Source organism: Azospirillum sp. P4_B5 (assembly GCF_056402275.1).
In genome coordinates this window covers 16,535-43,428 of record NZ_JBFUHT010000057.1, presented here as the reverse complement: position 1 = coordinate 43,428, position 26,894 = coordinate 16,535, and the positions used below count along the sequence as shown (strand labels likewise).

Below are 26,894 nucleotides of genomic sequence, written 5' to 3'. Positions count from 1 at the left end.
GGCAGGCGGTGGCCCTGGCGCCCGCCCATCCCGACGCGCTGCACAACGCCGCGGTGAGCGCGCTGGCCGACGCCGGGTTGGACCGTCCGCTGTCGCACGCCCGGCGCCTCGACACGGAACTGGTGGAGCGCGCCATCGGCGCCCTGACTTACGCCCTGGCCGCCGACCCGCAGCACGGGGCGGCGGCGGACGCGCTGCTCGGGGCGGCGCTGGCGCTCGTCCAGGCCGGGCAGGCGCCGGAACGCCTGCTCGACCGCGCTGCCCGCACCGCCCTGACGGCCCTGAGCCGGAACCCGCGCGACACGCGGGCGGCGGCGGCGGTCGCCTACCGCTTCTACCGGCGGGGGCGGACGGACCTCGCCGGTCGCTTCATGCGGCGCATCGCTCGTCGCTTCACGGCGGCGGAGGTGGCGGCGGACTTCGAACTGCGCCTGTGGTCGATGGTGCGGGCCGGACGGCGGGCGCTGGACGGCCTACCCGATGCCGACGCTCTGCTCGGCGCCTTCCCCCCGCTGGAACTGCTGGCCGAGCCGCCGGCGGGGAGCGGACCGCTGCTGGCGGTGTCCTGTGACGACGGCTATTACCGGCGCTTCGCCACGGGTCTGCTCGACTCGGTGGAGGCGCAAGCAGGGAGCGTGGCGGTCCATGTCCATGTCGTGAACCCCTCGCCGGAGGCCCTGGCCGACCTCGCCCGGCGGCGGGAGCGCCTGCCGCTGGGCACCAGCCGGGAAGAAGTGGACTTCACGGGCTGGGACGACCATCGCCGCACCACCTATTACGCCTGCATCCGCTTCCTGCGCTGGCACCAGCTCATGACCCGCTGGGAGCGGCCCCTGCTGCATCTGGACGCCGATTGCACGCTGTCCGGGAGCTTGGATCCGCTGGCGACGCTGCTGGGGGGGGCCGACGCCGGGCTGCTGCGTGATGCCCGCTGGCGCGGCCCGACGCGGGAGATCACCGTTTGTTTCGCCGCCTTCCAGCCGACCCCGCGGGGGCGGGCGTTTCTGGCGCTGACCGCTGCCTACATCGGGGCTTTTTTGCGGGAGGGGCGCGGCTTCTGGATGCTGGATCAGGCAGCGCCCTTCGCGGTGCTCGACGCACTGCAGCGGCAGGAGGAAAGCCTGCGGGTACGCTGGTTCGACGTTCTGGACTTCCCCTGGGTCCGCTTCATCGGGGAAAAGTGAGTCAACAGGGAAGCCGGGCGCAGCGTCCATCCGGGCAGTCCCGGCAGCATTGCCCGCAGATGTCGTCCAGATCCACGGCGATGCCGTGCCGCTTGAGAACACCCTGGGCATAGGCGGTGTAGAGGCGCGCCAGAGCCCGCCGGTTGGCGGCGACCGTCTTGGCGGTCAGCGCTTCCGGTGCCAGCATCGCGGCAATGGCCAACTCCACGTCCTCAATGGCCGTGCGGACAGCCAACAGGTTCAGCATCCAGGACCCCCTGGGGCGTCGCGACCCTTATGAATCTGATATACAACATGTGACGAAAAATTAGTGTCCAAACAACCCCTAATTTTGGATATGGGGCTGTCCTATCCGGAAAGGCTAGTCGCCTCTCGTCAAATCCCGCAGAGACTTCGCCAACGCCTCGGCTAGGCTCCGCCCGTCGCACAGCGGCCCGGCCGTCATGCGCGTGCGCAGGGTCCGGCGCAGCGTCGCCAACCGATCCGTGTTGGCGGCCCAGCCGGCGGCGAGGTCCACATAGTCCGCCGGGTCGCGGGCGACGCAGCCTTCGACTCCCGCCACGCTCAGGAAAGCCAGGGAGTGGCGGCTGGAGAAGGTCTCGCCGGGCAGGGTGACGACCGGCGCGCCCATCCACAGCGTCTCCAGCGTCGTCGTGCTGCCGGCGAAGGGGAAGGGGTCCAGCGCCACGTCGACGCGGGCGCACCAGCCCATATGCTCGCGGCTGGCGGTCGCCCCCGCCAGGATCAGCCGCTCCGGCGCGATGCCCGCCGCGACCAGCCGTTCGCGCCACAGGGCGGCGGTTTCGGGGCAGGACAGCGCCTTGGTCTTCAGCAGCAGGCGCGACTCGGGGATACGGGCGAGCAGGGCGGCCCAGGTGGCGAGCACCTCGTCGGTCAGCTTGGTCAGGATGTTGAAGACGCCGAAGGTGACGGGCTGGCCGGTCAGGCAGGGCGGCGGGCCGGGCTCCGGCGCGTCCGGCGGCGGGTCGTAGGCGATGAAGGCGCCGGGCATGCGCAGGATGCGCTCGCTGTAGAAGCGCTCCGCCCCCTCCGGCACGTGATGGGCGTCAGCGACCAGCGCGTCCATGGCGGCGAGCCCGGTGGTCGCCATGTAGCCGGACCAAGCGACCTGCACCGGTGCCGGCTTGCGCGCGAAGACGCCCAGCCGCCCGCGGGCGTTGTGCCCGGCGAGGTCGATCAGCGCGTCCAACCGGTCGTTCCGAATCAATGTTGCAAGTTCAGCGTCGGTCCGCTCGGCGACCGGCACCCAGCGCGCCGCCGCGGCGCGGAAGCGCTCGGTGAGGTCGTCCGATTCCAACTGGTTGGCGTAAAGGGTCAGCTCGACGCCGAACTCCGGCAGCGCCTCCACCGCCCGTACGGCGAACTGGCCCGCCGGGTGGCGGCGGAAGTCGCCGGACAGGATGCCGACGCGCAGCGGACGGGCGTCGTCTCGTACCATTGGCGCGTGCGGCGCCCATTCGGACCGCAACGGCGCGCCGTGAACGACGTCCCAGCCGCGGTGCGCCTCCAGCACGCGGACCAACGTCACGCCGGGCCGGAACAGTTCCAGATAGGCGAGGTTGGAGCGCACCTCCGCCAGATCGGGCCGCAGGGTCAGCGCGCGGCGGTAGCCGGCCGCCGCGCCGTCCAGGTCGCCCTGCGTCTGGCGCACCAGCGCGTGGTTCGCGTAAGCCTCCGCCAAGTCGGGGCACAGGGCGGCGGCACGGGCGTAGGCGCGGCCGGCCTCGGCCAGACGGTTGCGCTTTTGCAGCGCGTCGCCCCGGCGCAGCGCGGCCGCCGCGAAGTCCGGGCGCGCGGATTCGGCGCGGCGGGCCGCCCGCTCGGCGTCGGCGGGGACGTCGAGGGCCAGCAAGGCGGCGGACAGGTTGGCGAGCGCCGTGGCGTGGCCGGGGCGCAGCGCCAGCGCGCGGCGCAAAGCCCGTTCCGCCTCCGCCGCCCGGCCGCGTTGCAACATCAGCGAGGCGCGGTTGGCGTGCGCCTCCCCGAATCCGGGATCGTCGGCCAGGGCGGCGCGGAAGGCATCGTCCGCCTCGGCCAGCCGGCCGAGCGCCGTCAGCGTGTTGCCGAGGTTGAAGCGCGCCCGCGCGTAGCCGGGGCGCAGCGCGGCGGCCTGCCGGTAAGCGTCCGCGGCCTCCTCCAGCCGGCCCAGCGTGTCGAGTGCGTTGCCGAGGTTGTAGTGGGCCTGCGCGAAGGCCGGGCGCAGGCGGATTGCCGCGCGGTGGGCTTCCGCCGCCTCCGCGGCCCGGTCCAGGGCGCGCAGGGCGCTGCCGAGGTTGTCGTGATAGTCGGCCACGGTCGCGTCGGCGCGGATGGCGGCGCGGATGCGCGGCTCGGCCTCCGCCGGGTGTCCGGCCTGGAGGTAGACGACGCCCAGCAGGTGCAGCGCGTCGGGGTGGTCGGGCAGGGTGTCGAGGACGGCCTGATAGCCGGCGGCGGCCTGCGCCAGCCGGCCGGCCTGATGGTGGGCCAGCGCCGCAGCCAGCACGTCCTTGATCGTCGCCATGCCCGACTGTCTAGAGCATTTCCCCGCTTGGTTGAAGGGCGTGCGTGGGGTGCCTCAGCTCACCATGCGCCAGCTTCCGTCCGCTTGGCGGCAGGCGGTGCCGTAGCCCTGCTGAAGCTGCCCGCCGACCACGATGCTGGTCTGGAACTCCCGGCACAGCTCGCCATAGGGGCCGGTGCCGTCGCGGGTCGGGGTGTAGCTTCCCCAGTTGCCGGTCTGCGGGTTGTTCCACTGCACGGTGGCGCCGGTCGGGGCCATGTAGGCCTGCCCCGCCGCCTGCTGCGCGTACATCATGTCGGCGCGGTCCATCGACTGGCCGGCGGCGTTGCCGAGCGCGGCGCCGAGCAGCGTGCCGATGCCGACCGCCACCAGCTTGCCCGTGCCGCCGCCGAAGCGCGACCCGGCGAGGCCGCCGGCCACGCCGCCCAGCAGCGTCCCCGCCGCCGTCTTATTGCCATAACCAGGGGCGTAGCCGCTCCCATAGGCGCCGTAACCGGGACCATAACCATAGGGGCTGGCGCAGCCGGCCAGCAGGCCCACGGACAGAACAACCGCAACGATCCCCTTGGCCTTCATCTCGAACCCCACGGTACAAAACCTGTGTTCATGAACATGGCTGCCCCGCAAACTATTCCGTCCGCGTGACGGACCGCCGCCGTTGCCCCTATGATGCAAGGAAATGGCCGCGTCCAAGCGGCCGGCAAGAACCCGTCGGGAGGAAAAGCATGCTGCCGGAAGCGGACAGCTACGAGGGCCTGCGCGACCGATTCGTCTGGTCGGTGCCGGAGCGTTACAACATCGGCGTGGACGTCTGCGACAAGTGGGCGGAGCGCGATCCGGACCGCACCGCCCTGATCCACAAGCGCCGCGACGGCGCGGTGGAGACTTACAGCTTCGCCGACATCCGCCGCCTGTCGAACCGCCTCGCCAACGCGCTGGCCGCCCATGGGGTGGCGCGCGGCGACCGGGCGGGTATCCTGCTGCCCCAAGCGCCGGAGACTGCGGTCAGCCACGTTGCCGTCTACAAGATGGGCGGAGTCGCCGTCCCCCTCTTCTCCCTGTTCGGGGTGGAGGCGCTGGAATACCGGCTCGGCAACTGCGGGGCGCGAGCGGTGGTGACCGACGCCGTGGGTGCGGCCAAGATCGCCCAGATCCGCGACCGCCTGCCCGAACTGAAACTCGTTCTGCGCATCGACGAGGCCGGGGAGGGCGAGCTGGACTGGCACGCGCTGGTCGAGGCCGCATCGGAGGACTTCACGCCGGTGGATACGGCGGCCGACGACCCGGCGGTGATCATCTACACCTCCGGCACCACCGGCCAGCCCAAGGGCGCGCTGCACGCACACCGGGTGCTGCTCGGTCATCTGCCGGGGGTGGAGATCTCCCACGACCTGTTCCCGCAGCCGGGCGACCGCATCTGGACCCCGGCGGACTGGGCGTGGATCGGCGGCCTGCTCGACGTGCTGATGCCCGCTTGGCACCATGGCGTGACCGTGGTCTCCCACCGCTTCGAGAAGTTCGACGCGGAGGAGGCCTTCCGCCTGATCGCCGATTTCCAGGTGCGCAACGCCTTCCTGCCGCCGACCGCGCTGAAGATGATGCGTGCGGTGAAGGACCCGCAGACGCGCTGGGCCTACAACATGCGCTCCGTCGCCAGCGGCGGCGAGACCTTGGGGGCGGAGCTTCTCGACTGGGGCCGCCAGACCTTCGGGCTGACCATCAACGAGTTCTACGGCCAGACCGAATGCAACATGATCGTGTCCTCCTGCGCCAAGGTGATGCCGCCCAAGCCCGGCGTCATGGGCCGCCCGGCGCCCGGCCACGACGTGGCGGTGATCGACGGGAAGGGCGACCGCTGTCCTCCCGGTGAGATCGGCCTGATCGCCGTGCACCGCCCGGACCCGGTGATGTTCCTGCAATACTGGAACAACCCGGAGGCCACCGCCGCGAAGTTTGTCGGCGACTGGCTGGTCACCGGCGACCAGGGCGAGCTTGACGCGGACGGCTACATCCGCTTCGTCGGGCGGGACGACGACGTCATCACCTCGGCGGGCTACCGCATCGGCCCCGGCGAGATCGAGGATTGCCTGATCGGCCACCCCGCCGTCCGCATGGCCGCCGTGGTCGGCGTGCCCGACCCCCTGCGCACCGAGATCGTGAAGGCCTTCATCGTCCTTCAGGACGGCGTGCGGCCCAGCGACGAACTGGCGGCGGAGATCCAGGCCCATGTGAAGACCCGCCTCGCCGCCCACGAATACCCGCGCGCCGTGGAGTTCGTGGACAGCCTGCCGATGACGACCACGGGGAAGATCATTCGCCGTGAGTTGAGGGGGCGGGGGTAGGCCGACAACGCCTCCTCACTGCAGTGCTTGGACGCCCTACGGGCGCCCCCTCACCCTAACCCTCTCCCCAGAGGGGCGAGGGGATAAACAAACAACAAGAAACGAAAACGACCCGAACGATGGTGACGACATCCCTTCTTCTGCTCGCCGCGGCCTTCCTGGCCGGGGCGATGAACGCGGTCGCCGGCGGCGGCAGCTTCCTCACGCTTCCCGCGCTGATCTACGCCGGGGTTCCACCGGTGGCGGCGAACGCCACCGGCACGGTGGCGCTGCTGCCCGGCTATGCCAGCGGCGTCTACGGCTATCGCCATGATCTGGAGCCGGTCGGTGGGGTCGGGCTGGTCACGCTGTCGGTGGTCAGCCTGACCGGCGGGCTGATCGGGGCGGCGTTGCTGCTGGTGACCCCGGATTCGGTGTTCCGCAGCATCGTGCCCTGGCTGCTGCTGGTCGCCACCGCGCTGTTCGCCTTCGGCGGCATGCTGGCGGCCCGGCTGCGGGCGGTGGGGTTGCACGGGACCGGGGCGATGCTCGCCACGCTGTTCGTGGTGTCGGTCTATGGCGGCTATTTCAACGGCGGCCTCGGCATCCTGCTGCTGGCGCAGCTGAGCCTGTTCGGGATGACCAACCTGAACGCCATGAACGCGCTGAAGAACCTGTTCTCCGCCGTGCTGACGGCCATCGCGGTGGCCGCCTACGCGGTCGGCGGGGCGGTGGAGTGGTCCTACGCCGCGCTGATGACCGTGGCGGCGGTGGCCGGCGGCTATGCCGGGGCGCGGGTCGGGCGCAAGATCCCCTCGCGCATCCTGCGCGCGGGCATCATCGCCGTGGGCTTGGCGATGAGCGTCCTGTTCTTCCTGAAGTAAGGCGGCTGAAGTAGGGCGGGCTCAAGCAAAAGCCGTTCGGTTCCGGCGGCGCCTGCGCTAAGGTGGCGGCCCTTCTCCCCAGGCCGCCACGACGCAAGACGCCATGCTGACCGTATCCGACCTCGACCTTTTCTACGGCGACGCCCAGGCGCTCGACGGCGTGTCCATCGCGGTGGCGGAGGGCACGACGACCGCCATCGTCGGCGCCAACGGGGCGGGCAAGACCTCGCTGATCCGCACCATTTCCGGCATCCTGAAGCCGGCCCGCGGCATCATCCGCTTCCGCGGCAAGGACATCGCCGGCCTGCCCAGCCATGTCGTCTGCGACCTCGGCATCGGGCAGGTGGCGGAGGGGCGGCAGATCTTCCCGACGCTCAGCATCCGCGAGAATCTGGAGATGGGCGCCGTCATCCCGCGCGCCCGCGCCGGGGCGAAGGACACGTTCGAGCGCGTGCTGACCCTGTTCCCCCGCCTGAACGAGCGGCTGGAGCAGGCCGCCGGCACGCTGTCGGGCGGCGAGCAGCAGATGCTGGCCATCGGGCGCTGCCTGATGGGCAAGCCCGACCTGATCATGTTCGACGAACCGTCGCTCGGCCTGTCCCCGACCATGGTGCAGGAGCTGTTCCGCACCATCCGCGCGCTGGCCGCCGAGGGCATGACGATCATCCTGGTGGAGCAGAACGTCGCCGCCTCGCTGAAGTTGGCACAACGCGCCTATGTGCTGGAGAACGGGCGCGTCGTGCTGGCCGGCACAGGCGAGGAATTGCTGGCCGACCCCGCGGTGAAGCAGGCTTATCTGGGGCTGTGATCCGAACTACCGCGCCAGCAGGTCGTGGTGCTCGCGGTGCCGGTGCATCCAGTTGGCGGCGTAGCCGCAGATCGGGACGATGGTCAGCCCCTCGGCGCGGGCGATGGCCATCACCCCCTCCAGCAGTCGCCCGGCGGCCCCGGTGCCGCGCAGGGACGGCGGCGCCTCGACATAGGGGATGTGCAGGATGGAGCCGCGGCGGCGGTAGGTCGCGAAGACCGTCTGGCCGTTCACGTCCAGTTCGAATCGGCTCATGGCCGGGTTGTCGGTCACGGATGTGCTCATGCGCGTTTCAACAGCCGAAGCCTGAGGTTGTTCACCGCGAATATTACGAACCGGGGGCGCGCGGCGCGCTCCAACCGCGCAGCACGCTGACCACCCGCAGCAGGAAGGCCGCCGCCGCTCCGGCAATGGCGATCGGCGCCTTCGGCAGGTCCAGCATGGCCCCGGCGATGACGATCGCCGCACCCAGCAGGGCGGCCACCGCGTAGATCTCCTCGCGCAGCACGCGCGGCACCTCGGCCACCAGCACGTCGCGCACCAGCCCGCCGCCGCAGGCGGTCAGCACGCCGAGCAGAACCGCCGGCAGCGGACCCAGCCCATAGGCCAGCGCCTTGCCGCAGCCGGCCACCGCGAAGATGCCGAGACCGGCCGCGTCCAGCACCATCACCGGCTTGACCAGCCGGTTGATGAAGGGGTGGAAGAAGAAGGCGAACAGGCCCGAGGCAAGCGCCGTGATCAGGTACCGCTCGTCCTGCATGGTGGCCGGCGGGATCGCCCCGATCAGCAGGTCGCGCAGCACGCCGCCGGCCAGCGCCGTCACCAGCGCCAGCACCATCACGCCGAAGATGTCCAGACGGTGCCGCACGGCCAGCGTCCCTCCCGTCAGCCCGAAGATGAAGATCCCGGTCAGGTCCATGGCGAGGAGGAGGGGCGAAACATCGGGTATGATGGCGGGCATGATGGCGGTCGGCGACGCTGGTTGAGGGGAGCCGGCATCATAGCCGTTTGTTGCGTCTCATGGAACAGATAAGCCGCAACTCCGGCAATTGTTGTTTCACGGAAACGGGCGCACATTCCTCTCCAGACGAGGGGCCACAGGGCCTCGCACAGGACGAGGAGGAGCAGAGATGATCACGATCCGCAACCGCGACGAACGGGGCGCCGTCAACATGGGCTGGCTGAACAGCAAGCACAGCTTCTCGTTCGGCCACTACTACGACCCGGCCCATATGGGCTTCCGCGCGCTGCGCGTCATCAACGACGACCGCGTGATCCCCGGTGCCGGCTTCCCCACCCACGGGCACGCCGACATGGAGATCGTGTCCTATGTGCTGGACGGCGCGCTGGAGCACAAGGACACGCTGGGCACCAGCTCGGTCATCCGTCCCGGCGAGGTGCAGCGGATGAGCGCCGGGTCGGGCATCCGGCACAGCGAGTACAACGCCTCCAAGAAGGACCCGGCGCACTTCCTGCAGATCTGGATTCTGCCCGACGAGGAGGGGATGGTCCCCGGCTATGAGCAGAAGGCCTTCGAGCGGGAGGAGAAGCAGGGGCGCCTGCGCCTCGTCGGCTCCCGGGACGGGCGCGACGGCAGCGTGACCATCCACCAGGACGTGGACCTCTACGCCACGCTCCTGGACGAGGGCGACAGCGTGACCCACGAACTTCGTCCGGGCCGCCACGCCTGGGTGCAGGTCGCTCGCGGTCAGATCCGGCTGAACGGCACGGTCCTGAAGGAAGGTGACGGCGCCGCGATCAGCAAGGAGGAGTCCCTGACGCTGGACGGCGTGGTCAGCGCCGAGGTCCTGCTGTTCGATCTGGCGTGAGGCATGAACCCCTCTCCCGTCCCGGGAGAGGGTGGCCCGGAGGGCCTCTCACGCTGGCTGAAAGCCAGCGCTGACGGCGACAGGCGGATGCCATTGGCATCCGCCGCGAGCCGGGTGAGGGTCGTGCGAGGATTGATGCACTGATTCTCGGCGGTACCCTCACCCTCCCGCCGCTCGCGCGGCGGGTCCCTCCCTCTCCCGGGGCGGGAGAGGGTATCTTGGGAATCTTCACATCCCCTCCGGGACAGCCAGGCGGATGCCCATGCGGCGGGCCTCCAGCATGAAGGCGCGGGTCATCTGCACGAGGTCGGTGCGCCAGTAGAGCTGCTCCAGCGGGTTGTCGAGGAAGTCCTCGGGCAGCATGGCGTAGCAGTAGGTCTCCACCACGCGCCGGTCGGGCTGCCAGGGGTCGGCGCCGTCGCGCCAGCCGATGGTCCAGCCGGCGTGGCCGGCGCCGATGGCCCAGCGCTCGAAATGCGGGGAGATGGTGGCGCTGGCCACCGGATCGGCGACCGGCACCTGATAGATCGCCACGAAGCGGCGGACGTTCAGTTGCAGGCGCATCACCAGCGATTCGTCGAAGGCGTCCACGCGGTACAGGCAGTCGGACGCCCCCTCGACATGGCTGAAGCGCACCGCGGCCCGCCTTGCGGCCTCCAGCGTCAGGCCGGACGGTTGGTCGGCCAGCGGCGGGGATTCATAGTCCACGGCGCGCAGCGCCTCCACCATGTCGCCGGTCAGGAAAAGGCGGATGCGCTGCTGCGCCTCGTCGATGGTCAGGCGGGTCATCGCGGGGTCGGTGTCCCTCTTGGTCCTTGGTTTCAGGACAACAGGCCGGCGGGCGCTTGGTTCAGGGCTCCACGTAGCCCAGCACGCGCAGGCGCAGGTCGTGTGCCCGCGGGTCGCGGTCGAAGAACAGGCCGCCCTTCTGTTCGGAGCCGGCGGGCACATAGTCGAACTCGGCCACGGACGTTTCCAAAGCCTCGTCGCCTGCCATCAACTGACCCTCCACCTGGACCTTCGCACCGGTCTTGCCGCCGTCGTTGGTGAGCCGGATGTGGGCGAGCCAGCGTGGGCCGGCGGGAACCACCTCCTCGACGACAGCGGTGATCGCCGGTGGGCCGCTGCCCCGGGTGATGCCCTCGTAGCCCAGCACCCCCACCGAGCCCAGGAACAGCAAGAGCCCCAGCCCCGACGAGATCCAGGCCAGCCGCGACACCGACGCGCTGCCGTCCTCGTCCCTGGATTCGATGTCGTTTTCCCGGATGTCGGCCATCGGTGTCCCTCCCGTCACACGATCAGGCGGGCGGTGGCGGCGCCCAGCGCGCTGGGGAAGCCCAGCACCACCGTGGCGGTCACCAGCTCCATCATCGACAGGCCGGCGATTCGCTCGAAGGTCCACAGCAGATAGAGGCTGATGAGCAGGGCGATGCCGTAGCCGGCGACCGAGAAGCGCAGGAAGACGGACAGGAACCCGTCGTCCCCGGCGCTCTCCTGCCCGGCAAAGCCGACCGTGTAGACGAAGATGTGCAGCAGCCCCAGCGACAGCACCGCCAGCGCCACCGCGTGCCAGGGCGACATCTTGTAGGAGATCAGGATCATCTCCTCGGTCGGGGCGACGTTGAAGCCGACGAACAGCGCCCCCGCCCCCATCAGGAACAGTTCCCCCGGATAGCTGGAGCGGATGCGCCGCTCCTTGTCGCTGTCGTCCTGCTGGCCGAGCTGCTTGCGCGCCAGCATGGCGCCGATGCTGGCCGGCACGGACTGGAGCGCGATCTTGCCGATGATCTCCGGCAACGGCTGGTCCAGGCGCACGATGGCGAAGACGGTCAGCAGCACCGCCGACATCAGGAAGCCGACCGCGAAGGCCGACAGCGCGTCGATCAGGTCGTCCTGCCAGCAGAAGGTCTCCTCGAACCCGGCGAAGTAGGACAGGCCGAACAGCACCGGCAGGGTCACCAGGATGAACAGGGCCAGCCGGAAGCGGTCCATGTAGAAGCCCAACTCCCACATCTCCATGGTCATCAGCAAGGGCAGGGCGAAGATGATCGCCCCCGCCGACGCGCGGGCCAAAGCGCGGGCGAATTGAGCTTCGTCATGGAGAAAGCTGCGCTGGCGGGTGATGTCCATGGCCCATGAATGCGCGAGCGGAGCGGTTGGTTCCGGCGGTACCACGGCAGTGATGGGGGCAGCGAATTTCCTCTTGACCTTCCAATCGTTGGAAGGCCGAAGCTGACGGCAACACCACCCTCTGGGAAGGAATTCGTCATGGTTGCGTTCAAGGTTCCCGGCATGACCTGCGGCGGTTGTGCCACCTCCGTCCGCCGCGCGCTCGGCGCCGTCGCCGGGGTCGAGGATGTGCAGATCGACTTGGACTCGAAGGACGTCCGCGTCAGCGGGACTCCCAGCGCCGACGCCTTGCGGACGGCCCTCGACAAGGCCGGCTTCGAGGCCGAAGGGCTTCCGGTCGCGTAACGGTTCTCGGCGCCCTTGACCTTCCAATCATTGGAAGCCTTATCGGGGATGCCGGTTGACGATGAAGAAAGGACGATCATGTCCGCCACTGTACGGTCGATGTCGGCTCTATCCCCTCTCCCCTCTGGGGAGAGGGTTAGGGTGAGGGGGTTGCGCTTGTGCCGGATGTTCCGCCATGCGCAACCCCCTCACCGGCCCTCCGGGCCACCCTCTCCCCAGAGGGGAGAGGGCTCATGAGGACGCCAGTGTTGACCACCACCGACCTCGACATCGGCATTTCCGGCATGACCTGCGCCTCCTGCGTGGGGCGGGTGGAAAAGGCGCTGTCGCGTCTGCCGGGCGTCACCAGCGTGTCGGTCAACCTCGCCACCGAGCGGGCGCGGGTCGCCTTCGCGGGCGATCCCGATCCACGGGCGGTGGCGGAGGCCATCGAAAATGTCGGCTTCGAACCGCAGAGGCAGGTGTTCGACCTGACGGTTGGAGGAATGACCTGCGCCTCCTGTGTCGCGCGCGTCGAAAAGGCGCTGCTGCGCGTGCCGGGGGTGGAATCCGCCGCCGTCAACCTCGCGACGGAGCGGGCGCACGTCACCGCCTATGCCGGGACGGTGGACGCCGGCCGGCTTGCCGAGGCGGTTGAGATGACCGGCTTCACCGCCGCCCCCGTCGCCGAGGCCGAGTCCGTAGCGGCGGCTGAGGACCCGGCCCGGGAGCGCGACCGGCGGGACCTCCACCATGTGCTGATCGCCGCCGCCCTGTCGGCGCCGCTGGTTCTCGGCATGGCGGGGGACCTGCTGGGGCTGAATCTGATGCTGACGCCCTGGGTGCAGTTCCTGCTGGCGACGCCGGTGCAATTCTGGCTGGGCTGGCGCTTCTACCGGGCCGGTTTCATGGCGGCGCGCGCCGGCTCCGGCAACATGGATCTGCTGGTGGCGCTCGGCACCTTGGCGGCCTGGGGGCTCAGCGTCTACACGATGCTGACGGCGCATCCGGGCCACACGCCGCACCTCTATTTCGAAGCGTCGGCGGTGCTGATCACCTTCGTGCTGCTCGGCAAGTGGCTGGAGGCCCGCGCCAAGGGCCGGACGGCGGCGGCGATCCGCGCGCTGATGCAGCTTCGCCCCGACACCGCCCGCGTCCGCCGCGACGGCGTCGAGGTGGACCTGCCCATCGCCCAGGTGCGCGTCGGCGACCGTGTGGCGGTCCGCCCCGGCGAGCGCATTCCCGTGGATGGGCGCGTGGCGGAGGGGATGGGCAGCGTGGACGAATCCATGCTGACCGGCGAAAGCCTGCCGGTGGAGAAGGCGCCGGGCTCCCGCGTCACCGGCGGCTCCATCAACGTGGACGGGCTGCTGCTGGTCGAGACGGTGGCGGTGGGCGCCGAGACGATGCTCGCCAAGATCGTCCGCATGGTCGAGGGCGCCCAGGCGTCCAAGGCGCCGATCCAGCGGCTGGTCGACACGGTGGCGGCGGTCTTCGTGCCGGTGGTGCTGGGCATCGCTGCGGTGACGCTGGCCGGCTGGTGGATCGGCACGGGGAACGCGGAGACGGCGATCATCACGGCGGTGTCGGTGCTGGTCATCGCCTGCCCCTGCGCGCTGGGCCTCGCCACGCCGACCGCCATCATGGTCGGCACCGGCGTGGCGGCGCGTCACGGCATCCTGATCAAGGACGCGGAGGCGCTGGAGCGCGCCCACGCCATCACCGCCGTGGCCTTCGACAAGACCGGCACGCTGACCGAGGGCAAGCCCCGCGTCACCGATCTGGTGCCCCCGGATGGCGTCGAGGAGGGGGAGCTGTTGCGGCTGGCCGCGGCGCTCCAGACCGGCAGCGAGCACCCGCTCGCTCGCGCCGTTCGCGACCGTGCGGCGGAACAGGGCGTGGCGGCGGCGACGCCGGAGGGCTTCAAGGCGCTGGCCGGGCGCGGCGTGTCGGCGACGGTGGAGGGCCGCGCCCTTCTGCTGGGCAGCAGGCGGCTGATCACGGAAAGCGGCCTGTCCGACGCAGGCCTGGAGTCGCGGGCGGCGGCGCTGGAGTCCGCCGGGCGCACCGTGTCGTGGCTGGGCGAAACGGCGCCGGAGCGCCGCGTTCTGGGCCTCGTTGCCTTCGGCGACACGGTGAAGGAGAGCGCCCGCGCCGCCGTCCGCTCCCTGAAGGCGCAGGGGGTGGAGACGGTGATGGTCACCGGCGACGGCGCCGGCGCCGCCCGCGCGGTGGCCGCCGACCTGGGCATCGACCGCGTCTTCGCCGAGGTGCTTCCGGATGGCAAGGCCGAGGTGGTGGCGGCGCTGAGGGCGGAGGGCAAGGTGGTCGGCATGGTCGGCGACGGCATCAACGACGCCCCGGCGCTGGCCGCCGCCGACGTCGGCATCGCCATGGCGACCGGCACCGACGTGGCGATGCACACCGCCGGGGTCACGCTGATGCGCGGCGATCCGGCGCTGGTCGCCGGCGCCATCGACGTGTCGCGCCGCACCTATTCCAAGATCCGCCAGGGGCTGTTCTGGGCCTTCATCTACAATCTGGTGGGCATCCCGCTGGCGGCGTCGGGCCTGCTCAGCCCGGTGCTGGCCGGGGCGGCGATGGCGCTGAGTTCGGTCAGCGTTGTCCTGAACGCGCTGTCGCTGCGGGGGTGGAAGCCATGAGCGCCGGCGGCATGACCATCGGCGACGCGGCGAAGGCGTCCGGCGTCAACGCCAAGCTGATCCGCTACTACGAGTCCATCGGCCTGATCCCCGAGGCCGGGCGGACGGCGTCGGGCTACCGCGTCTATTCGTCCAGCGACGTCAACATCCTGCGCTTCGTCAAGCGGGCGCGGACGCTGGGCTTCAGCATCGAGCGCATCCAGATCCTGGTCGGGCTGTGGCAGGACCGCAGCCGTTCCAGCGCCGAGGTGAAGCGCGTGGCGCTCGACCATGTGGCGGAGCTGGAGGCCAAAATCGCCGAGCTGCGCGCGATGAGCGACACGCTGACGCATCTGGCGCACGCCTGCCATGGCGACGAGCGGCCGCCGCTTCGCAGGGGAGGGGATAAGGCTCCCTCTCCTGCGAAGCGGGGGAGGGAAGGGGCCCGCGGCGCGAGCCGTGGGAAGGGTGGGGGCAATGCCTACCCCAGCGCCGCCCTCAAACTCGCCTCCAGCGGCCTGACCGTGTAGCCCAGCTCCCGCATCGCCTTGCCGCTGTCGAAGCCGCCGCCGCCCAGCGCCAGCCGGACGCCCGTCACCGACGCGGTGGGGGGGCGGCGGGTCACATGGTCGGACAGCCATTCCTCCACCCGCGCGGCCGCCAGCGCCAAAGCCGGCGGCACGAGATGGCGGCGAAGCGGCACCCTGCCGCACAGCCGGTCGATCCGCCCCGCCAGATCGCCCAACCCGATGTCCTCTCCCCCCAGGATGTAGCGCTCCCCCAACCGCCCCCGCTCCGCCGCCAGGATCATCCCCTGCGCCACGTCGCGCACGTCCACGAGGTTCAGCACGCAATCCAGGATCAGCCGCGGCCCGCCGCGCCGGAACAGGCGCAGCATGGCATTCGGCGGGGTGGGCAGCCGGTCGCCGGGGCCGATGGGCGCCGTGGGGTTGACCACCACCACCGGCAGCCCTTGCGCGGCGGCGGCCAGCGCGTCCTGTTCCGCGAGATACTTGGACCGGCAATAGGGACCGGCCAGAGCCTCCAGCCCTGGATCGGCGCTCTCATCCAGCCGTTGGGGCAGACGGCGTGGCGGCGGGTGGCCGATCATCACGGCCTCGGTCGAGCAATGCACGAAGCGCCGCAATCCCGGCGCCCGCGCCGCCGCGTCAAGAACAACCCGCGTGCCCTGCCGATTCACCCGGTTGAAGACGGTCGGGTCACGGTCCCACAGCGTAGCGACGGCGGCGAGGTGATGGACCCGCGCCACCCCGTCCAGCGCGCGAGCCACCGCCGCCGCGTCGAGGATGGAGCCTTGCCGGAACTCCACGCCCGGCGGCAGGCCGTCCGGCGGGTCCTGAAGGTCGAGGATGCGCACCCGCTCGCCCCGCGCCGCCAGCGCGGCCACCAGATGCCCGCCGATGAAGCCGCTGCCCCCGGTGACGAGGGTGATGCCCATGCGCTTACGCCCCGCCGAGGATGCGGTCGGCGTTGCTGTTCAGGTCGCGGGTCAGGGCGGCCAGCCCGCCGCCGCGCAGCGTGCTCTGGAACTCCGAGCGCTGGGTGGCGAGCTGGCTGACCGTGCCCTTCGCCAGCACGTCGAGGATGCGCCAGCGGTCGCCTTCCGGACGCAGCAGGTAGCTCAGCCGCACCGGCGCCTTGCCCGCGCGCACCAGATCGGTGTCGACCAGCAGCATCCCGCGCGGGGCCGGCCGCTCGCCGACGATGTCGAGCCGCTGGCCGTCGTAGCTGTCGAAACGGTCGACATACTGGGCGGCGCTGCGCCGGGCGAAGGCGTCCAGCGCCTGCCGCTTCTCCGGCTCGGCGGACTGGTCGAAATAGGGGGCGGCGGCGACCCGCAGAGCGGCCTCCAGATCGAACGTGTCCAGCATCACCGGCAGGAAGCGCTGAAGCCGCGCCCGTGCCGGCTCCCGTCCCGCCGCCCCTTGCATCAGGGACAGGATGGCCTCGTTCAGCCGGGCCACCGTGGCGCGGGCGCCCGGCGTGGTGCCGGCTTGCTGGGCCACGGCGGGAACCGGCAGCAGGCCGGCCGCCAGGACGGCCAGCGCGAGCGCGGCGCGCATCCATGTCCGGCGTGAGAAAGAACCAATCATCGCGGCGTTCCCATGCTCCTGCATTGGTCGTGGAAATCTGCCCGTTCGGGGCAGGCGGATTCAACCGTCCGTGTGGGATGTAACAGCGTCCGGCCCGGTCTATCCTCTCGCGTGATGCTGTCGAAGGGAGGTGTCCGGATGGGTGGACCGGCGAAAAGGGCAAGCGGCTGGGCACCGATCCCGGACCATCCGCTGTATGGCTGCGACGCCATCACCCTGCTGACCGTGCTGGCGCGCAACGGCGGGCCGCGGGGGCGCGGCTGGCCGACGGCGCTGGCGGCGTTGGGCTCAGCCCTCGGGCGCGCCCCCTTCTCGTTGGCGGAGGCCGGGTGGGTGGCGGCGCGGCGCCGGAAGACCGCCGGACTGCCGCCGCCGGTTTTCATCCTCGGCCATTGGCGCAGCGGCACCACCCATCTCTACAACGTGCTGAGCCGCGACCCGCAATTCGGCATCATCGACCCCTTCGCGGTCGGCCTGCCCTGGGACATGCTCGGGCTGGGTTCGGTCCTGCGGCCGCTGCTGGCCCATGCCCTGCCGGAGCGGCGCTACATCGACAACGTGCCGGTCAAGGCCGACAGCCCGCAGGAGGACGAGATCGCGCTGGCGAACATGTCGCCGATCTCCTTCTACCATGGCCTCTATTTTCCGGAACGCTTCGACGAGAACCTGCGGCGTGGCCTGTATTTCGACGGTTGCACGGCGGCGGAGCGGGAGGCCTGGAAGCGCCGCTTCCTGTATTTCCTGGAGAAGGTGTCGATCTCCCAGGGCGGGCGCTGCATCCTGCTGAAGAACCCGGTCTACAGCGCGCGGGTCGCCATGATGCGGGAGATCTGGCCTGACGCGCGCTTCATCCACATCCACCGCGACCCTCGGGCGGTGTTCGTGTCCACGGTGGGCTTCTACCGGACGTTGCTGGCGCGGCTGTCGCTCCAGCCGCACGGACACATCGACGTGGAACGGGTGGTGCTGGACCACTATCCACGCATCATGCAGGCGCTGCTCGACGACACGGCGGACCTGCCGGCGAACCGCTTCGCCGAGGTGCCGTTCGAGCGCTTTGAGCGCGCGCCGCTGGAGGAGGTGGAGCGGCTGTACCAAACGCTGGAGTTGCCGGGTTACGCGGCGGCGCGGCCGAAGTTCGAGGCGTATCTGGGGGCGGTGAGCGATTACGCGAAGAACCGCTACCGCCTGTCGGACGAGGGGCGGGAGCGGGTGGACCGCGAATGGGCGCCCTTCGTCGCGCGCTGGGGGGCCGGTGTGGCGTGAGGGGTGTTTGGCGTCGCGAAGTCTTGCCCCCACCTTGCCCCTCCCCCGCCCMGCGGGGGAGGGAGGGGACCCACGAAGTGGGGAGGGTGGGGGCAATGACCTTGCTTCTCATCACTCTCCTCACCCACCCCGCCCACTCCACCTGCCGCACCGTGTCCGTCACCGCCAACGGCACTCCCGTCTCCGGCATCGAGGACATGGCGCTCGACGCCCCGCGCGGTCAGGCGGTGCTGTCCGCTTACGACCGCCGGGCTGGAACCGCGGGCGGGCTCTACCTGCTGGATCTGCAATCCCTCGACGCACCGACCGCCGCCGCCATCCCCCTCGCCACCGACCTGCGCCCGGCGGGCATCGACCTGCGCGCGGAGCCGGACGGCGCGCGCTCCCTGCTCGCCATCGGCCGTCACGAGGACGGGTCGGCCACGGTCGACCGCTACCGCCTGGACGGCGCCACCCTGACCCACCAAGGCACCACCGCCGGTCCATTGCTCTGTCGGGCCAACGACGTCGCTTTCCTGGACGGTGACCGCTTCCTGTTCACGAGCAGCCACGGCGGTTGCGGCTGGGGTGCCGTGATCCAGGACAACGTCCTCGGCGGGCGCCACGGCTTTGTCGGTCTGGTGGAAAACAACGACGTCCGCGTCCTGATCGACGGGATCGGCTTCGCCAACGGCATGTTTCCCGCCCCGAGCCATGACCGGCTGACCGTCGCCGCCACGCGGGAGGAGGCGCTGCTCGTCTACCGCCTGTCCGACCCGCAGGCCCCGCCGCGGCGCATCGCCGTGCCCGGTGGGCCGGACAACCTGACGATGGCCCCGGACGGCCGCCTGCTGGTGGCCCTGCATCCCTCGCCGGTCCGGCTGGCGCTGCACCGTTACGGCTGGCCGGGCGGGGCGGCGGCACCGACCCGCGTCGCGGCGGTCGGTCCTGCCGGGACGGAGATCCTCCTGGACGAGGACGGTCGGCGCTTCCCCGCCGCCACGGTCGCCCTGTCCTGGAACGGACGGCTGGTCGTCGGGTCGGTCACCGCGCCGGGACTGCTGGTCTGCGACGAAGCCGCCAGCGGTGCCACAGGATCATCAGCGCCGGCAGAACCACCAGCGACGAGATGACCGTGTAGGTGATCGACACCGCGAGAAGGACCCCCATGCTGGACAGCCCGCGGTGGCTGGACAGCGCCAGCGTGGCGAAGGCGGTGCTGGTGGTCAGCGTGCTGACCAGGACGGCGCGCGGCGTGCTGGTCACCAGAAGCTCGATGCCAAAGGCGCTGTCCGACGCCCCTTTCCGCACCAGATCCTGCCCGCGCGAGACCATGTGGATGCTGCTCGACACGCCGAGCGCGAACAGCAGCGGGATGACGATCACGTTGGCGAAGTTGAAGGGGATGTCGAGCAGCCCGGCGGTCGCCATCGTCCACAGGGCGGCCAGGACCAGCGGCGCCAGGATCAGCACCATCCCGGTCACCGAGCGCTGAACGGCGACCAGCAACAGCACCATCAGCACCAGCGTCAACGCCGTCGCCTCCAGGAAGGAGGAGCCGACGATGCGGGCCGCCTCCGTCACCGTGACCGGGGCGCCGGTGGCGTTGGGCGCCACGGCCAGCACCGCGTCGGCGAAATCGGCCATTTCGCGGCTGTCGGAAATGTCGTGGGTGGGCAGCACCTCGACGCGGGCGCGCCCGTCCGCGGCGATCCAGCGGGCCTTCAAGCTGTCCGGGACGTCGTCGGCGGTGACCGGCTGCTCCACCGCCATGCCCTCGCGCAGCCGGTCGAGCAGCGGCGGCACGCCCCCGGTCAGCGCGGCGTCGAGCGTGGCGAGCTGCCCCGGCTGGATGCGGGCCAGCGCGTCGCTGAAGCGCTGCACGGCGGCGCGCAACTCGGGCGGTCCGTCGCGCTTGTCCGTCCGATAACCCTCCAGAATCGTCTTCAGCGTGGCGAAGGCGCGCTCCAGCCCGCCCTGGTCCAGCGCGGCCGAGGTGGCTGGCGCGGTGAGGCTGGGGCCGAGCAGCAGCGACATGTCCGCCAGGATCGGCAGCTTGGCCTCCTGGTCCTTGGGGATGAAGCTGGCGAAGGTGCGCACGCCGCCCGATTCCGGCAGGGGGCGCAGCCGGTCGGCCAGCGCCTGCGCCGCCGCGAGGTCCGGTGTCAGGACGTTGACGGAATAGGGAGAGGTGCGCGGGGTGACGGCCAGATCGCGGTAGGTGGCGACGGCCTCCGTCCGCTCGTCCTGCAGGTTCAGCGGGTTGACGTCCAGCCGCACCAGGGGCAGCGCCGCCATGGACAGGACGGCGCTGGCCCCGGCCAGGGCGAGGATGGCACGGTGGTGACGGGTGACCCAGCCGGCGAAGCCGCGGTCCTCGCGCTCCGGCGCGGGGACGCCGGGTCCGGGACGCAGCAGGACGATCAGGGCGGGCAGAAGGGTCAGGCTGATGAGCAGGGCCACCACCATGCCGACGGCGGAGATGATGCCGAACTCCGCCAGCCCCAGATAGGCGGTCGGAACGAAGGACAGGAAGCCGATGATGGCGCACAGGGTGCTGAGCACCAGCGCCGGCCCGACCGCCCGCACCGCCTCGATGGCGGCGGCCAGCGGCGGCAGGCCGCGGCGAAGCTCCTCCTGGTAGCGCAGGCCGAGATGCCCGCCGTAATCGTCGCCCAGCCCGAAGAACATCACCGCGCAGGTGACGGAAATCAGGTTCAGCCGCCCCACGGTCAACGCCGCCGCTCCCGCGCTCAGCGTCAGGCCGAGCAGCAGGACCACCATGATGCAGGCGATCAGCCGCCCCGACCGCATCCCGGCGATCAGCACCGCCGAAACCAGGATGAAGGACAGGATGGTGGCGAGGCCGGCGCTGTTGGCGACGGTGTCCAGCTCCGTCTGGCGCAGCGGCACGGCGCCGGTGACCCGCATTTCGACCCCCTGGCCGACCGGCTCCGCCATCACCGCATCGATGGCCTCGTGCACCGCGGTCACGGCGGGGCGCCCGCGCCCGAAGGAGCTGTTGTCCAGGATGGGCCGGGCCAGGACGAAGCGGCGGTTGGCCGCCCGGTCCTCCTCCTCCGCGGCCTGCACCAGCCCGGTCCAGGACAGCGGCACCGGATGCCCGTCCGCCACCGTCGCGGTGCTGACCGCCAGCCGGTTCAGCAATTCGGCGGGGGTGGCCGGCGCGCCCTCGTCCGCGTGGGTGAGGATCAGGTCCAGCAGATCGGCCAGCCCCTGAAGGTTCGGCGCGGCGTTCAGCGCGCCCAGCGCCGCCTGCGCGCCGGCCAGCCGGGTGGCGAGATCCTGCAATTTTTCCGTGTTGAGAAAGAGCAGGCCGTAACGGCGGAAGTACGGATCGGCGGAGGGCACCTCCACCGCCGACAGCACGTCGCTGCGGGTGGACAGGCGCTCCGCCAGACGTACGGCGGCGGTGTCCGACTGGTCGGGGGACGGGCTGTCCACCACCACGACGATCTGGTCGTCGGCGAAGGGGAAAGCCTGCCGGTACTCTTCCGTGTGCTGGCGGAAAGCGGTGTCCGGCGCGATCATGTCCGACGTGCTGGTGCTCATCGTCAGGTTTTCGGCGGAATACCAGCCGGCCAGGACGGACAACAGCACCCCGACCGCCAGCGTCACCCGCGGCCTTCGGCAGGACAGGGCGCCCAGGCCCCCGATCATGGCGCGGCCGAGGTCCGCCATCCGGTCCAGGACGCCTTGCTGTTCTCTCACGCTGTACGTCTCCCTTGGAAGTGTACGCAGTCTGCCAGGACAACCTTGGGCACCCAACGTACGCTACTGTATGTTACTTCCAACTAGGGAGCGAAGCGCGGCACCTCATTACCCTGATACCTCCACCATGGGGAACACCGGGGCAAAGCGGGAGCGCCGATGCAAGACCACAACGCAAGCACAACCTTGCGGGTCCAACGGGCCGAGCCGTCGGCCAAGGCCGTGGCCAAGGCCGTGAGCGACGCCGTGGCCGAGGCCACGGACGCCCTGATCCGCCGCCAGCAGGCCGACGGCCATTGGGTGTTCGAACTGGAGGCCGACGCCACCATCCCGTCCGAATATCTGCTGCTGCACCACATCCTGGACGAGATCGATCCGGAGCTGGAAGCCGGCCTTGCGGCCTTCATCCGCGGGCGGCAAGGCAAGGACGGCGGCTGGCCGCTGTTCTTCGGCGGCGCCATGGACATCAGCTGCAGCGTGAAGGCCTATTTCGCGCTGAAGGCCGCCGGCGACAGCCCCGACGCGCCGCACATGCGCCGCGCCCGCGAGGCGATCCTGGCGCGCGGCGGGGCGGCGCGCTGCAACGTCTTCACCCGCATCCTGCTGGCCCAGTTCGGGCAAATTCCCTGGCGGGCGGTGCCGGCGATGCCGGTGGAGGTGATGAACCTGCCGCCCTGGTCGCCCTTCCACATCTCCCGCATCTCCTACTGGTCGCGGACCGTGGTGGTGCCGCTGCTGGTCGTCATGGCGCACCGGCTGCGCGCCCGCAACCCGCGCGGCATCGGCATCGCGGAGCTGTTCACCGAGCCGCCGGAAGAGGTGCGCAACTGGCACAGCAACAACAGCCGCGGCGGCTGGGCCACGCTGTTCCGGGCGCTCGACGCGGCGCTGCACGCGGTGGAGCCGCGCCTGCCCGCCAACGGGCGCCAGACGGCCATCGACCGCGCCGTGCGCTTCGTGACGGAGCGGTTGAACGGGGAGGACGGGCTGGGCGCCATCTTCCCGGCGATGGTCAACGCCGTGCTGATGTTCCACTGCCTGGGCATGCCGCCCGACCATCCCGACGCGGCGACGGCGCGGCGCGCGCTGCGCGGGCTGGTGGTGCGCCAGCCGGGGCGGGTCTATTGCCAGCCCTGCCTGTCGCCGGTCTGGGACACCGCGATCATCTGCAACGCCCTGCTGGAGACCGGAAGTCCGCGGGCCCGCGCCGCGGCGCGGCGCGGGGCGGACTGGTTGATCGACCGCCAGATCCTCGACGTCGAGGGCGATTGGGCGTGGCAGCGGCCGGGGCTCGCCTCGGGCGGCTGGGCCTTTCAGTACAACAACGCCCATTACCCCGACACCGACGACACCGCCATGGTGGTGATGGCCCTGCAACGGCTGGACACCGAGCGCTATGGCGAACCGATCCGCCGCGCGCGGGACTGGATCGTCGGCATGCAGAGCCGCAACGGCGGCTGGGGCGCTTTCGACGCCGAGAACCAGCACGATTTCCTCAACCATATCCCCTTCGCCGACCACGGTGCCTTGCTCGACCCGCCGACCGCCGACGTGACGGCCCGCTGCGTCATGATGCTGGCCCGGCTGGGCGAGGGGCGCGACACCGTGCCGACCCGCCGCGGCCTGACGTTCCTGGAGCACGAGCAGGAGAGCGACGGCGCCTGGTTCGGGCGCTGGGGCACCAACTACGTCTACGGCACCTGGTCGGCGCTGGAGGCGCTGAACGCCGCCGGGGTGCCGCACGCCGCACCGGCGGTGCAGCGCGCCGCCCAGTGGCTGCTGGCGCACCAGCGCGCGGACGGCGGCTGGGGCGAGGACGGGGCCAGCTATTGGGCCGGCAACCCGCGCGGCGAGGGGGCGGTCTCCACCGCCTCGCAGACCGCCTGGGCGCTGCTCGGGCTGATGGCCGCCGGCAAGGGCAACCACCCGGCGGTCGACCGCGGCGTCGAGTATCTGCTGTCGGCCCGCGACGCCGAGGGGCTGTGGAGCGAGGAACCCTTCACCGCCGTGGGCTTCCCGCGCGTCTTCTATCTCAAGTACCATGGCTACGCGGCGAGCTTCCCGCTGTGGGCGTTGGCCCGCTACCGGGCCTTGAGAGTGTGAGGGTGGCGGCGGTCTTGGCTGCGGCGCTGACCGTGACCGTTCAGGGCGTGCGCAACGGCGACGGGCAGATCGTCCTCGCCGTCTGCGAGGAGGCGGCCTATCCGGCGGGGCGTTGCGCCTTCCGGGTCACCGCCCCGGCGGCGGAGGGTTCGGTGCGCGTCGCCGTGCCCGACGTGCCGCCGGGGATCTACGCGTTGCGCGTCTACCACGACGAGAACGGCAACGGGCAGTTGGACCGCAACCTTCTCGGCTTGCCGTGGGAGGGCTTCGGCTTCGGCAATGACGCCCCGGTGTCCCTGGCGCCGCCGAACTTCCGCGACGCCGCGGTGACGGTGGGGGACGATGGCGTGGAAACGGCGTTGACGCTGCGTTACTGGATGTCGCCTTAGGGAGGCGTGATGGCCGCCGCGATCCTCACCGGCATGGCGCTTGAAGCCCGTTTGGCCCGGCGCAGCGGGCTGCCCGTCGCCTGTGCCACGGGAGGCGCCGCCGCCGCGGTGGCGGCGCATCGGTTGCTGGAGAGCGGGGCTTGCGGGATCGTCAGCTTCGGCATCGCGGGCGGCTTGGCGCCCGACCTGAGGCCCGGTTCACTGGTTCTGGCGACAGCCGTCGTCGATGAGGACGGCGCTGTCTTCGAGGTTTGCCAGTCCTGGTGGGATCGCCTGCACGGCGCCTTGCCGCAGGCGCGCTCCGCGTTGGTGGCCGGCGCCCGCATGCCCGCGGCGACGGTCGGGGACAAGGCGCGACTGCGTGCGCTGACCGGCTCGGCGGCGGTCGATCTGGAGAGCCTTGCCGTCGCGCGGGCCTGTCAAGCCTGGGGGCGGCCCTTCGCCGTGCTGCGCGCGGTCGCCGACCCGGCGTGGCGGGCACTGCCCGCGGCGGCGTTGGCCGGGCTGGATAGATCTGGGCGCATCACCCCCGGCGCCGTGCTGGCACGGCTGATCGCCGACCCCCGCGACGTCGTCGCGCTGGGCCGGCTGGCCTGGGACCTGGGCCGCGCCCTGGCATCACTGCGCAGGGCCACCCAAGCCATTCCGGCGAATTCACTCGGCGGCGGTCCGTTCGGCCTCGATCCGGCGGAGCGTGTCCGCGACGTGGCGTGAGAAGACCTCCTCCGCCGGGCGCTGACGGTCCAGCGGGATCTCCGGCGCCATTGGTCCCTCCGTGCGCGGCCCGCGCAGGCTGACCGCCAGCGCCGACAGGGGATTGCGCAGCGTGTCCTCCACCGCGGTCGGCTCATAGCCGCTGTGGACCATGCAATCGGCGCATTTCTCGTAATTACCGGTGCCGTAGGCGTCCCAGTCCGTTTCCTCCATCAGCGCCTTGAAGGTCGGGGCGTAGCCCTCGCCCAGCAGGTAGCAGGGGCGCTGCCAACCGAAGACGTTGCGCGTCGGGTTGCCCCATGGCGAGCAGCGGTAGCTGCGGTTGCCAGCCAGGAAGTCCAGGAACAGGGACGATTGCGAGAAGCGCCAGTTGCGGCCGCGCCCCCGCGCGAAGACGTCGCGGAACAGCTCCTTGGTCTTGCGGCGGTTCAGGAAATGCTCCTGGTCCGGCGCGCGTTCATAGGCGTAGCCGGGCGACACGGTGACGGCGTCGATGCCGGCGGCCATCGCCTCGTCGAAGAAGGCGGCGACCTTCTCCGGCTCCGCCCCGTCGAAAAGGGTGCAGTTGATGTTGACGCGGAAGCCGCGCGCCTTGGCGGCGCGGATCGCCGCGACGGCGCGGTCGTAGACGCCCGGCTGGCAGACCGCCTTGTCATGCTCCTCTCGCCCGCCGTCGAGATGGACCGACCAAGTGAAGAAGGGGCTGGGGGTGAAGCGATCGAGTCGCTTCTCCATCAGCAGGGCGTTGGTGCAGAGATAGACGAACTTGCGCCGCGCCACGATGCCGGCGGCGATGGTGTGGATCTCGGGGTGCAGCAGCGGCTCGCCCCCGGCGATGGAAACCACCGGGGCGCCGCATTCGTCCACCGCCTCCAGGGCTTCCTCCACCGACAGGCGACGGCGCAGGATCGGGTCGGGATAGTCGATCTTGCCGCAGCCGGCGCAGGCGAGGTTGCAGCGGAACAGCGGCTCCATCATCAGCACCAGCGGGAAGCGCCGGTTGCCCTTGAGCCGCTGGCGCAGCACATAGGCGCCGACCAGCGCCGCCTGGATCGCGGGAACGGCCATGGTTATGCCCTTCCCGAACCGTGATGGCCCGAACCGTGATGGATCGCCGTCCGGTGAATCCCCGTCATGCGCTTATCCCTGGAATTGTGGTGCGCTCCAGTTTGGAGCGTCCGGGGACGCACGGCAGGTAGGTTACTGTATGATACTTGCCGTGGTCCGGCGGGCAGCGATGGTTTGGGGGACGTACAGGGGGCACGTACGCCCTTTCGGTGCGGGAATTCGGCTTGGCGGTCAAGGCTGCGGAGGCTTGCGTCTGCTCCGCGTGGCTTTGGCCTTCTGACTTTTGGCTTGCGACTGGGCAAGGTGCTTCAACTCCTCGTACCGCTCCAGAAAGAGCGCGTAGGCCCGGTCCGGGCCGACCGGGACGATCCTGTCCGGGTGGGGAGCCGGCAGATGCCCCCAATCCAGCCAGGCGGGCGGCAGGAGGTCGCGCAGTTCCGTCGCCATGCAGACGAGGTCGGCCTGCTTGATGGCTGGCGCCTCGTCATCGAAGCCGAACCAGCGGCGGAGCGCGTCCTTGACCGGATGAAGCCGCTGTTTGACGTAGTCGCGGTCCAGCATCACCTTGACCGGCGACGGCCAGTCGCCGAGGAACTCCTCGCAGTCGTGCATCAGCGCCGAGTAGGCCAGGGGCGGCGGCACCAGACGCGACACCATCACCGAATGCTCGGCGACCGAATACCAGGGCCGGGCGGCGCCGCCCCAGCGCGGCTGGGAGGACAGGCATTGGGCGATGTCCTCGATGGGCATATCTGTGGCGTCCGGCGTCAGCAGATCAAGGACGAAGCCGGACGGCATCAGGATGGCGGTGCGTCCGTCCGGCCTTTTGAGAAGATCGAGTTGCATGGTTTGATGACTGTTCCAAAACCGCGGGCCGGGTGCG

The 26,894-nt window shown here is 70.7% G+C and carries 25 protein-coding genes and 1 pseudogene; 13 read left to right on the top strand and 13 right to left on the bottom strand.

Annotation, left to right across the window (positions count from 1 at the left end; all coding sequences use genetic code 11):
- A pseudogene (locus AC1DVI_RS28790) lies at positions 1-1,184 on the top strand (tetratricopeptide repeat protein); the annotation flags it as partial.
- A 1-nt stretch (position 1,185) separates the two neighbouring features.
- On the opposite strand, the gene AC1DVI_RS28785 reads toward AC1DVI_RS28790, so the two are convergent.
- From AC1DVI_RS28785 to AC1DVI_RS28775, 3 genes are all read right to left on the bottom strand, one after another.
- Positions 1,186-1,431 (bottom strand): hypothetical protein, encoded by a 246-nt coding sequence (locus AC1DVI_RS28785; protein WP_476960881.1) that lies wholly within the window; start codon positions 1,429-1,431, stop codon positions 1,186-1,188.
- Between the two features lie 114 nt (positions 1,432-1,545).
- Entirely contained in the window at positions 1,546-3,708 is a 2,163-nt protein-coding gene (locus AC1DVI_RS28780; RefSeq protein WP_476960880.1) for an O-linked N-acetylglucosamine transferase, SPINDLY family protein, read from the bottom strand.
- 54 nt (positions 3,709-3,762) lie between these two features.
- On the bottom strand, positions 3,763-4,296 hold the full coding sequence (locus AC1DVI_RS28775; RefSeq protein WP_476960879.1) for an RT0821/Lpp0805 family surface protein: 534 nt from the start codon (positions 4,294-4,296) through the stop codon (positions 3,763-3,765).
- 137 nt (positions 4,297-4,433) lie between these two features.
- Between AC1DVI_RS28775 and AC1DVI_RS28770 the strand changes: the two genes are divergently transcribed.
- From AC1DVI_RS28770 to AC1DVI_RS28760, 3 genes are all read left to right on the top strand, one after another.
- Positions 4,434-6,050, top strand: coding sequence for an acyl-CoA synthetase (locus tag AC1DVI_RS28770; RefSeq protein ID WP_476960878.1), 1,617 nt, complete (start codon positions 4,434-4,436; stop codon positions 6,048-6,050).
- 119 nt (positions 6,051-6,169) lie between these two features.
- A complete protein-coding gene (locus AC1DVI_RS28765) occupies positions 6,170-6,913 on the top strand; it encodes a sulfite exporter TauE/SafE family protein (RefSeq protein ID WP_476960877.1) in 744 nt (247 codons plus the stop codon).
- Between the two features lie 103 nt (positions 6,914-7,016).
- Entirely contained in the window at positions 7,017-7,721 is a 705-nt protein-coding gene (locus tag AC1DVI_RS28760) for an ABC transporter ATP-binding protein (protein WP_145629512.1), read from the top strand.
- A gap of 6 nt (positions 7,722-7,727) precedes the next feature.
- Here AC1DVI_RS28760 and AC1DVI_RS28755 read toward each other — a convergent pair whose 3' ends face one another.
- Together AC1DVI_RS28755 and AC1DVI_RS28750 are read right to left on the bottom strand one after the other, a co-directional pair.
- On the bottom strand, positions 7,728-8,006 hold the full coding sequence (locus AC1DVI_RS28755; RefSeq protein ID WP_149166899.1) for a GNAT family N-acetyltransferase: 279 nt from the start codon (positions 8,004-8,006) through the stop codon (positions 7,728-7,730).
- A 43-nt stretch (positions 8,007-8,049) separates the two neighbouring features.
- Positions 8,050-8,682, bottom strand: a complete 633-nt coding sequence (locus AC1DVI_RS28750; RefSeq protein ID WP_476960876.1) for a trimeric intracellular cation channel family protein — start codon at positions 8,680-8,682, stop codon at positions 8,050-8,052.
- Positions 8,683-8,851: 169 nt separating this feature from the next.
- Between AC1DVI_RS28750 and AC1DVI_RS28745 the strand changes: the two genes are divergently transcribed.
- Positions 8,852-9,550, top strand: coding sequence for a pirin family protein (locus tag AC1DVI_RS28745; RefSeq protein WP_476960875.1), 699 nt, complete (start codon positions 8,852-8,854; stop codon positions 9,548-9,550).
- A gap of 228 nt (positions 9,551-9,778) precedes the next feature.
- Here the strand turns inward: AC1DVI_RS28745 and AC1DVI_RS28740 are convergent, their stop codons facing one another.
- From AC1DVI_RS28740 to AC1DVI_RS28730, 3 genes are all read right to left on the bottom strand, one after another.
- Positions 9,779-10,339 carry a hypothetical protein gene (locus AC1DVI_RS28740; RefSeq protein WP_040134496.1) on the bottom strand — a complete coding sequence of 187 codons (561 nt, stop codon included), beginning with the start codon at positions 10,337-10,339 and terminating at the stop codon, positions 9,779-9,781.
- Between the two features lie 61 nt (positions 10,340-10,400).
- The gene (locus AC1DVI_RS28735) at positions 10,401-10,826 is read right to left on the bottom strand and encodes a hypothetical protein (protein WP_476960874.1); all 426 of its coding nucleotides are present in this window, start codon (positions 10,824-10,826) and stop codon (positions 10,401-10,403) included.
- A gap of 14 nt (positions 10,827-10,840) precedes the next feature.
- Complete coding sequence (locus tag AC1DVI_RS28730; RefSeq protein ID WP_476960873.1) at positions 10,841-11,680, bottom strand: TIGR02587 family membrane protein; 840 nt, start codon at positions 11,678-11,680, stop codon at positions 10,841-10,843.
- A gap of 138 nt (positions 11,681-11,818) precedes the next feature.
- Between AC1DVI_RS28730 and AC1DVI_RS28725 the strand changes: the two genes are divergently transcribed.
- The 3 genes from AC1DVI_RS28725 to cueR all read left to right on the top strand — a co-directional run bounded on the left by AC1DVI_RS28725 (position 11,819) and on the right by cueR (position 15,176).
- A complete protein-coding gene (locus AC1DVI_RS28725; protein ID WP_476960872.1) occupies positions 11,819-12,025 on the top strand; it encodes a heavy-metal-associated domain-containing protein in 207 nt (68 codons plus the stop codon).
- A 233-nt stretch (positions 12,026-12,258) separates the two neighbouring features.
- Positions 12,259-14,667 (top strand): heavy metal translocating P-type ATPase, encoded by a 2,409-nt coding sequence (locus tag AC1DVI_RS28720; protein ID WP_476960871.1) that lies wholly within the window; start codon positions 12,259-12,261, stop codon positions 14,665-14,667.
- Positions 14,664-15,176, top strand: a complete 513-nt coding sequence (gene cueR, locus AC1DVI_RS28715) for a Cu(I)-responsive transcriptional regulator (RefSeq protein WP_476960870.1) — start codon at positions 14,664-14,666, stop codon at positions 15,174-15,176. The genes AC1DVI_RS28720 and cueR overlap by 4 nt, the downstream gene beginning before the upstream one ends.
- Here the strand turns inward: cueR and AC1DVI_RS28710 are convergent.
- A complete protein-coding gene (locus AC1DVI_RS28710; protein ID WP_476960869.1) occupies positions 15,128-16,105 on the bottom strand; it encodes an NAD-dependent epimerase/dehydratase family protein in 978 nt (325 codons plus the stop codon). The two genes, cueR and AC1DVI_RS28710, sit on opposite strands and share 49 nt — an antisense overlap.
- A 4-nt stretch (positions 16,106-16,109) precedes the next feature.
- On the bottom strand, positions 16,110-16,730 hold the full coding sequence (locus tag AC1DVI_RS28705) for an ABC transporter substrate-binding protein (protein WP_149166890.1): 621 nt from the start codon (positions 16,728-16,730) through the stop codon (positions 16,110-16,112).
- Between the two features lie 168 nt (positions 16,731-16,898).
- Between AC1DVI_RS28705 and AC1DVI_RS28700 the strand changes: the two genes are divergently transcribed.
- Positions 16,899-18,026 (top strand): sulfotransferase family protein, encoded by a 1,128-nt coding sequence (locus AC1DVI_RS28700; protein WP_476960868.1) that lies wholly within the window; start codon positions 16,899-16,901, stop codon positions 18,024-18,026.
- A 95-nt stretch (positions 18,027-18,121) separates the two neighbouring features.
- Positions 18,122-19,138 carry an SMP-30/gluconolactonase/LRE family protein gene (locus AC1DVI_RS28695; RefSeq protein ID WP_476960867.1) on the top strand — a complete coding sequence of 339 codons (1,017 nt, stop codon included), beginning with the start codon at positions 18,122-18,124 and terminating at the stop codon, positions 19,136-19,138.
- On the opposite strand, the gene AC1DVI_RS28690 is transcribed toward AC1DVI_RS28695, so the two are convergent.
- On the bottom strand, positions 19,050-21,737 hold the full coding sequence (locus AC1DVI_RS28690; protein ID WP_476960866.1) for an MMPL family transporter: 2,688 nt from the start codon (positions 21,735-21,737) through the stop codon (positions 19,050-19,052). The genes AC1DVI_RS28695 and AC1DVI_RS28690 overlap by 89 nt on opposite strands.
- Before the next feature lie 186 nt (positions 21,738-21,923).
- Between AC1DVI_RS28690 and shc the strand changes: the two genes are divergently transcribed.
- Genes shc through AC1DVI_RS28675 form a run of 3 tightly spaced genes read left to right on the top strand, consistent with a single transcriptional unit; the run spans position 21,924 to position 24,943 of the window.
- Complete coding sequence (gene shc, locus AC1DVI_RS28685; RefSeq protein ID WP_476960865.1) at positions 21,924-23,840, top strand: squalene--hopene cyclase; 1,917 nt, start codon at positions 21,924-21,926, stop codon at positions 23,838-23,840.
- Positions 23,841-23,842: 2 nt separating this feature from the next.
- Positions 23,843-24,229 (top strand): DUF2141 domain-containing protein, encoded by a 387-nt coding sequence (locus AC1DVI_RS28680; protein WP_476960864.1) that lies wholly within the window; start codon positions 23,843-23,845, stop codon positions 24,227-24,229.
- Positions 24,230-24,238: 9 nt separating this feature from the next.
- A complete protein-coding gene (locus tag AC1DVI_RS28675) occupies positions 24,239-24,943 on the top strand; it encodes a phosphorylase family protein (RefSeq protein WP_476960863.1) in 705 nt (234 codons plus the stop codon).
- On the opposite strand, the gene hpnH is transcribed toward AC1DVI_RS28675, so the two are convergent.
- Both hpnH and AC1DVI_RS28665 read right to left on the bottom strand, forming a co-directional pair.
- Positions 24,884-26,011 carry an adenosyl-hopene transferase HpnH gene (gene hpnH, locus AC1DVI_RS28670; protein WP_476960862.1) on the bottom strand — a complete coding sequence of 376 codons (1,128 nt, stop codon included), beginning with the start codon at positions 26,009-26,011 and terminating at the stop codon, positions 24,884-24,886. The genes AC1DVI_RS28675 and hpnH overlap by 60 nt on opposite strands.
- Positions 26,012-26,242: 231 nt before the next feature.
- Entirely contained in the window at positions 26,243-26,857 is a 615-nt protein-coding gene (locus AC1DVI_RS28665) for a hydrolase (protein ID WP_476960861.1), read from the bottom strand.
- Positions 26,858-26,894 lie beyond the last annotated feature (37 nt).

Coding starts and splice junctions, on each gene's coding strand:
- AC1DVI_RS28740 (WP_040134496.1), bottom strand. CDS start 10,339: ATGACCCGCCTGACCATCGACGAGGCGCAGCAGCGCATCCGCCTTTTC.
- AC1DVI_RS28710 (WP_476960869.1), bottom strand. CDS start 16,105: ATGGGCATCACCCTCGTCACCGGGGGCAGCGGCTTCATCGGCGGGCAT.
- AC1DVI_RS28770 (WP_476960878.1), top strand. CDS start 4,434: ATGCTGCCGGAAGCGGACAGCTACGAGGGCCTGCGCGACCGATTCGTC.
- AC1DVI_RS28780 (WP_476960880.1), bottom strand. CDS start 3,708: ATGGCGACGATCAAGGACGTGCTGGCTGCGGCGCTGGCCCACCATCAG.
- AC1DVI_RS28720 (WP_476960871.1), top strand. CDS start 12,259: ATGAGGACGCCAGTGTTGACCACCACCGACCTCGACATCGGCATTTCC.
- AC1DVI_RS28700 (WP_476960868.1), top strand. CDS start 16,899: ATGGGTGGACCGGCGAAAAGGGCAAGCGGCTGGGCACCGATCCCGGAC.
- AC1DVI_RS28785 (WP_476960881.1), bottom strand. CDS start 1,431: ATGCTGAACCTGTTGGCTGTCCGCACGGCCATTGAGGACGTGGAGTTG.
- AC1DVI_RS28695 (WP_476960867.1), top strand. CDS start 18,122: ATGACCTTGCTTCTCATCACTCTCCTCACCCACCCCGCCCACTCCACC.
- AC1DVI_RS28735 (WP_476960874.1), bottom strand. CDS start 10,826: ATGGCCGACATCCGGGAAAACGACATCGAATCCAGGGACGAGGACGGC.
- AC1DVI_RS28760 (WP_145629512.1), top strand. CDS start 7,017: ATGCTGACCGTATCCGACCTCGACCTTTTCTACGGCGACGCCCAGGCG.
- cueR (WP_476960870.1), top strand. CDS start 14,664: ATGAGCGCCGGCGGCATGACCATCGGCGACGCGGCGAAGGCGTCCGGC.
- AC1DVI_RS28745 (WP_476960875.1), top strand. CDS start 8,852: ATGATCACGATCCGCAACCGCGACGAACGGGGCGCCGTCAACATGGGC.
- hpnH (WP_476960862.1), bottom strand. CDS start 26,011: ATGGCCGTTCCCGCGATCCAGGCGGCGCTGGTCGGCGCCTATGTGCTG.
- AC1DVI_RS28705 (WP_149166890.1), bottom strand. CDS start 16,730: ATGCGCGCCGCGCTCGCGCTGGCCGTCCTGGCGGCCGGCCTGCTGCCG.
- AC1DVI_RS28675 (WP_476960863.1), top strand. CDS start 24,239: ATGGCCGCCGCGATCCTCACCGGCATGGCGCTTGAAGCCCGTTTGGCC.
- AC1DVI_RS28725 (WP_476960872.1), top strand. CDS start 11,819: ATGGTTGCGTTCAAGGTTCCCGGCATGACCTGCGGCGGTTGTGCCACC.
- AC1DVI_RS28755 (WP_149166899.1), bottom strand. CDS start 8,006: ATGAGCACATCCGTGACCGACAACCCGGCCATGAGCCGATTCGAACTG.
- AC1DVI_RS28730 (WP_476960873.1), bottom strand. CDS start 11,680: ATGGACATCACCCGCCAGCGCAGCTTTCTCCATGACGAAGCTCAATTC.
- AC1DVI_RS28765 (WP_476960877.1), top strand. CDS start 6,170: ATGGTGACGACATCCCTTCTTCTGCTCGCCGCGGCCTTCCTGGCCGGG.
- AC1DVI_RS28750 (WP_476960876.1), bottom strand. CDS start 8,682: ATGCCCGCCATCATACCCGATGTTTCGCCCCTCCTCCTCGCCATGGAC.
- AC1DVI_RS28665 (WP_476960861.1), bottom strand. CDS start 26,857: ATGCAACTCGATCTTCTCAAAAGGCCGGACGGACGCACCGCCATCCTG.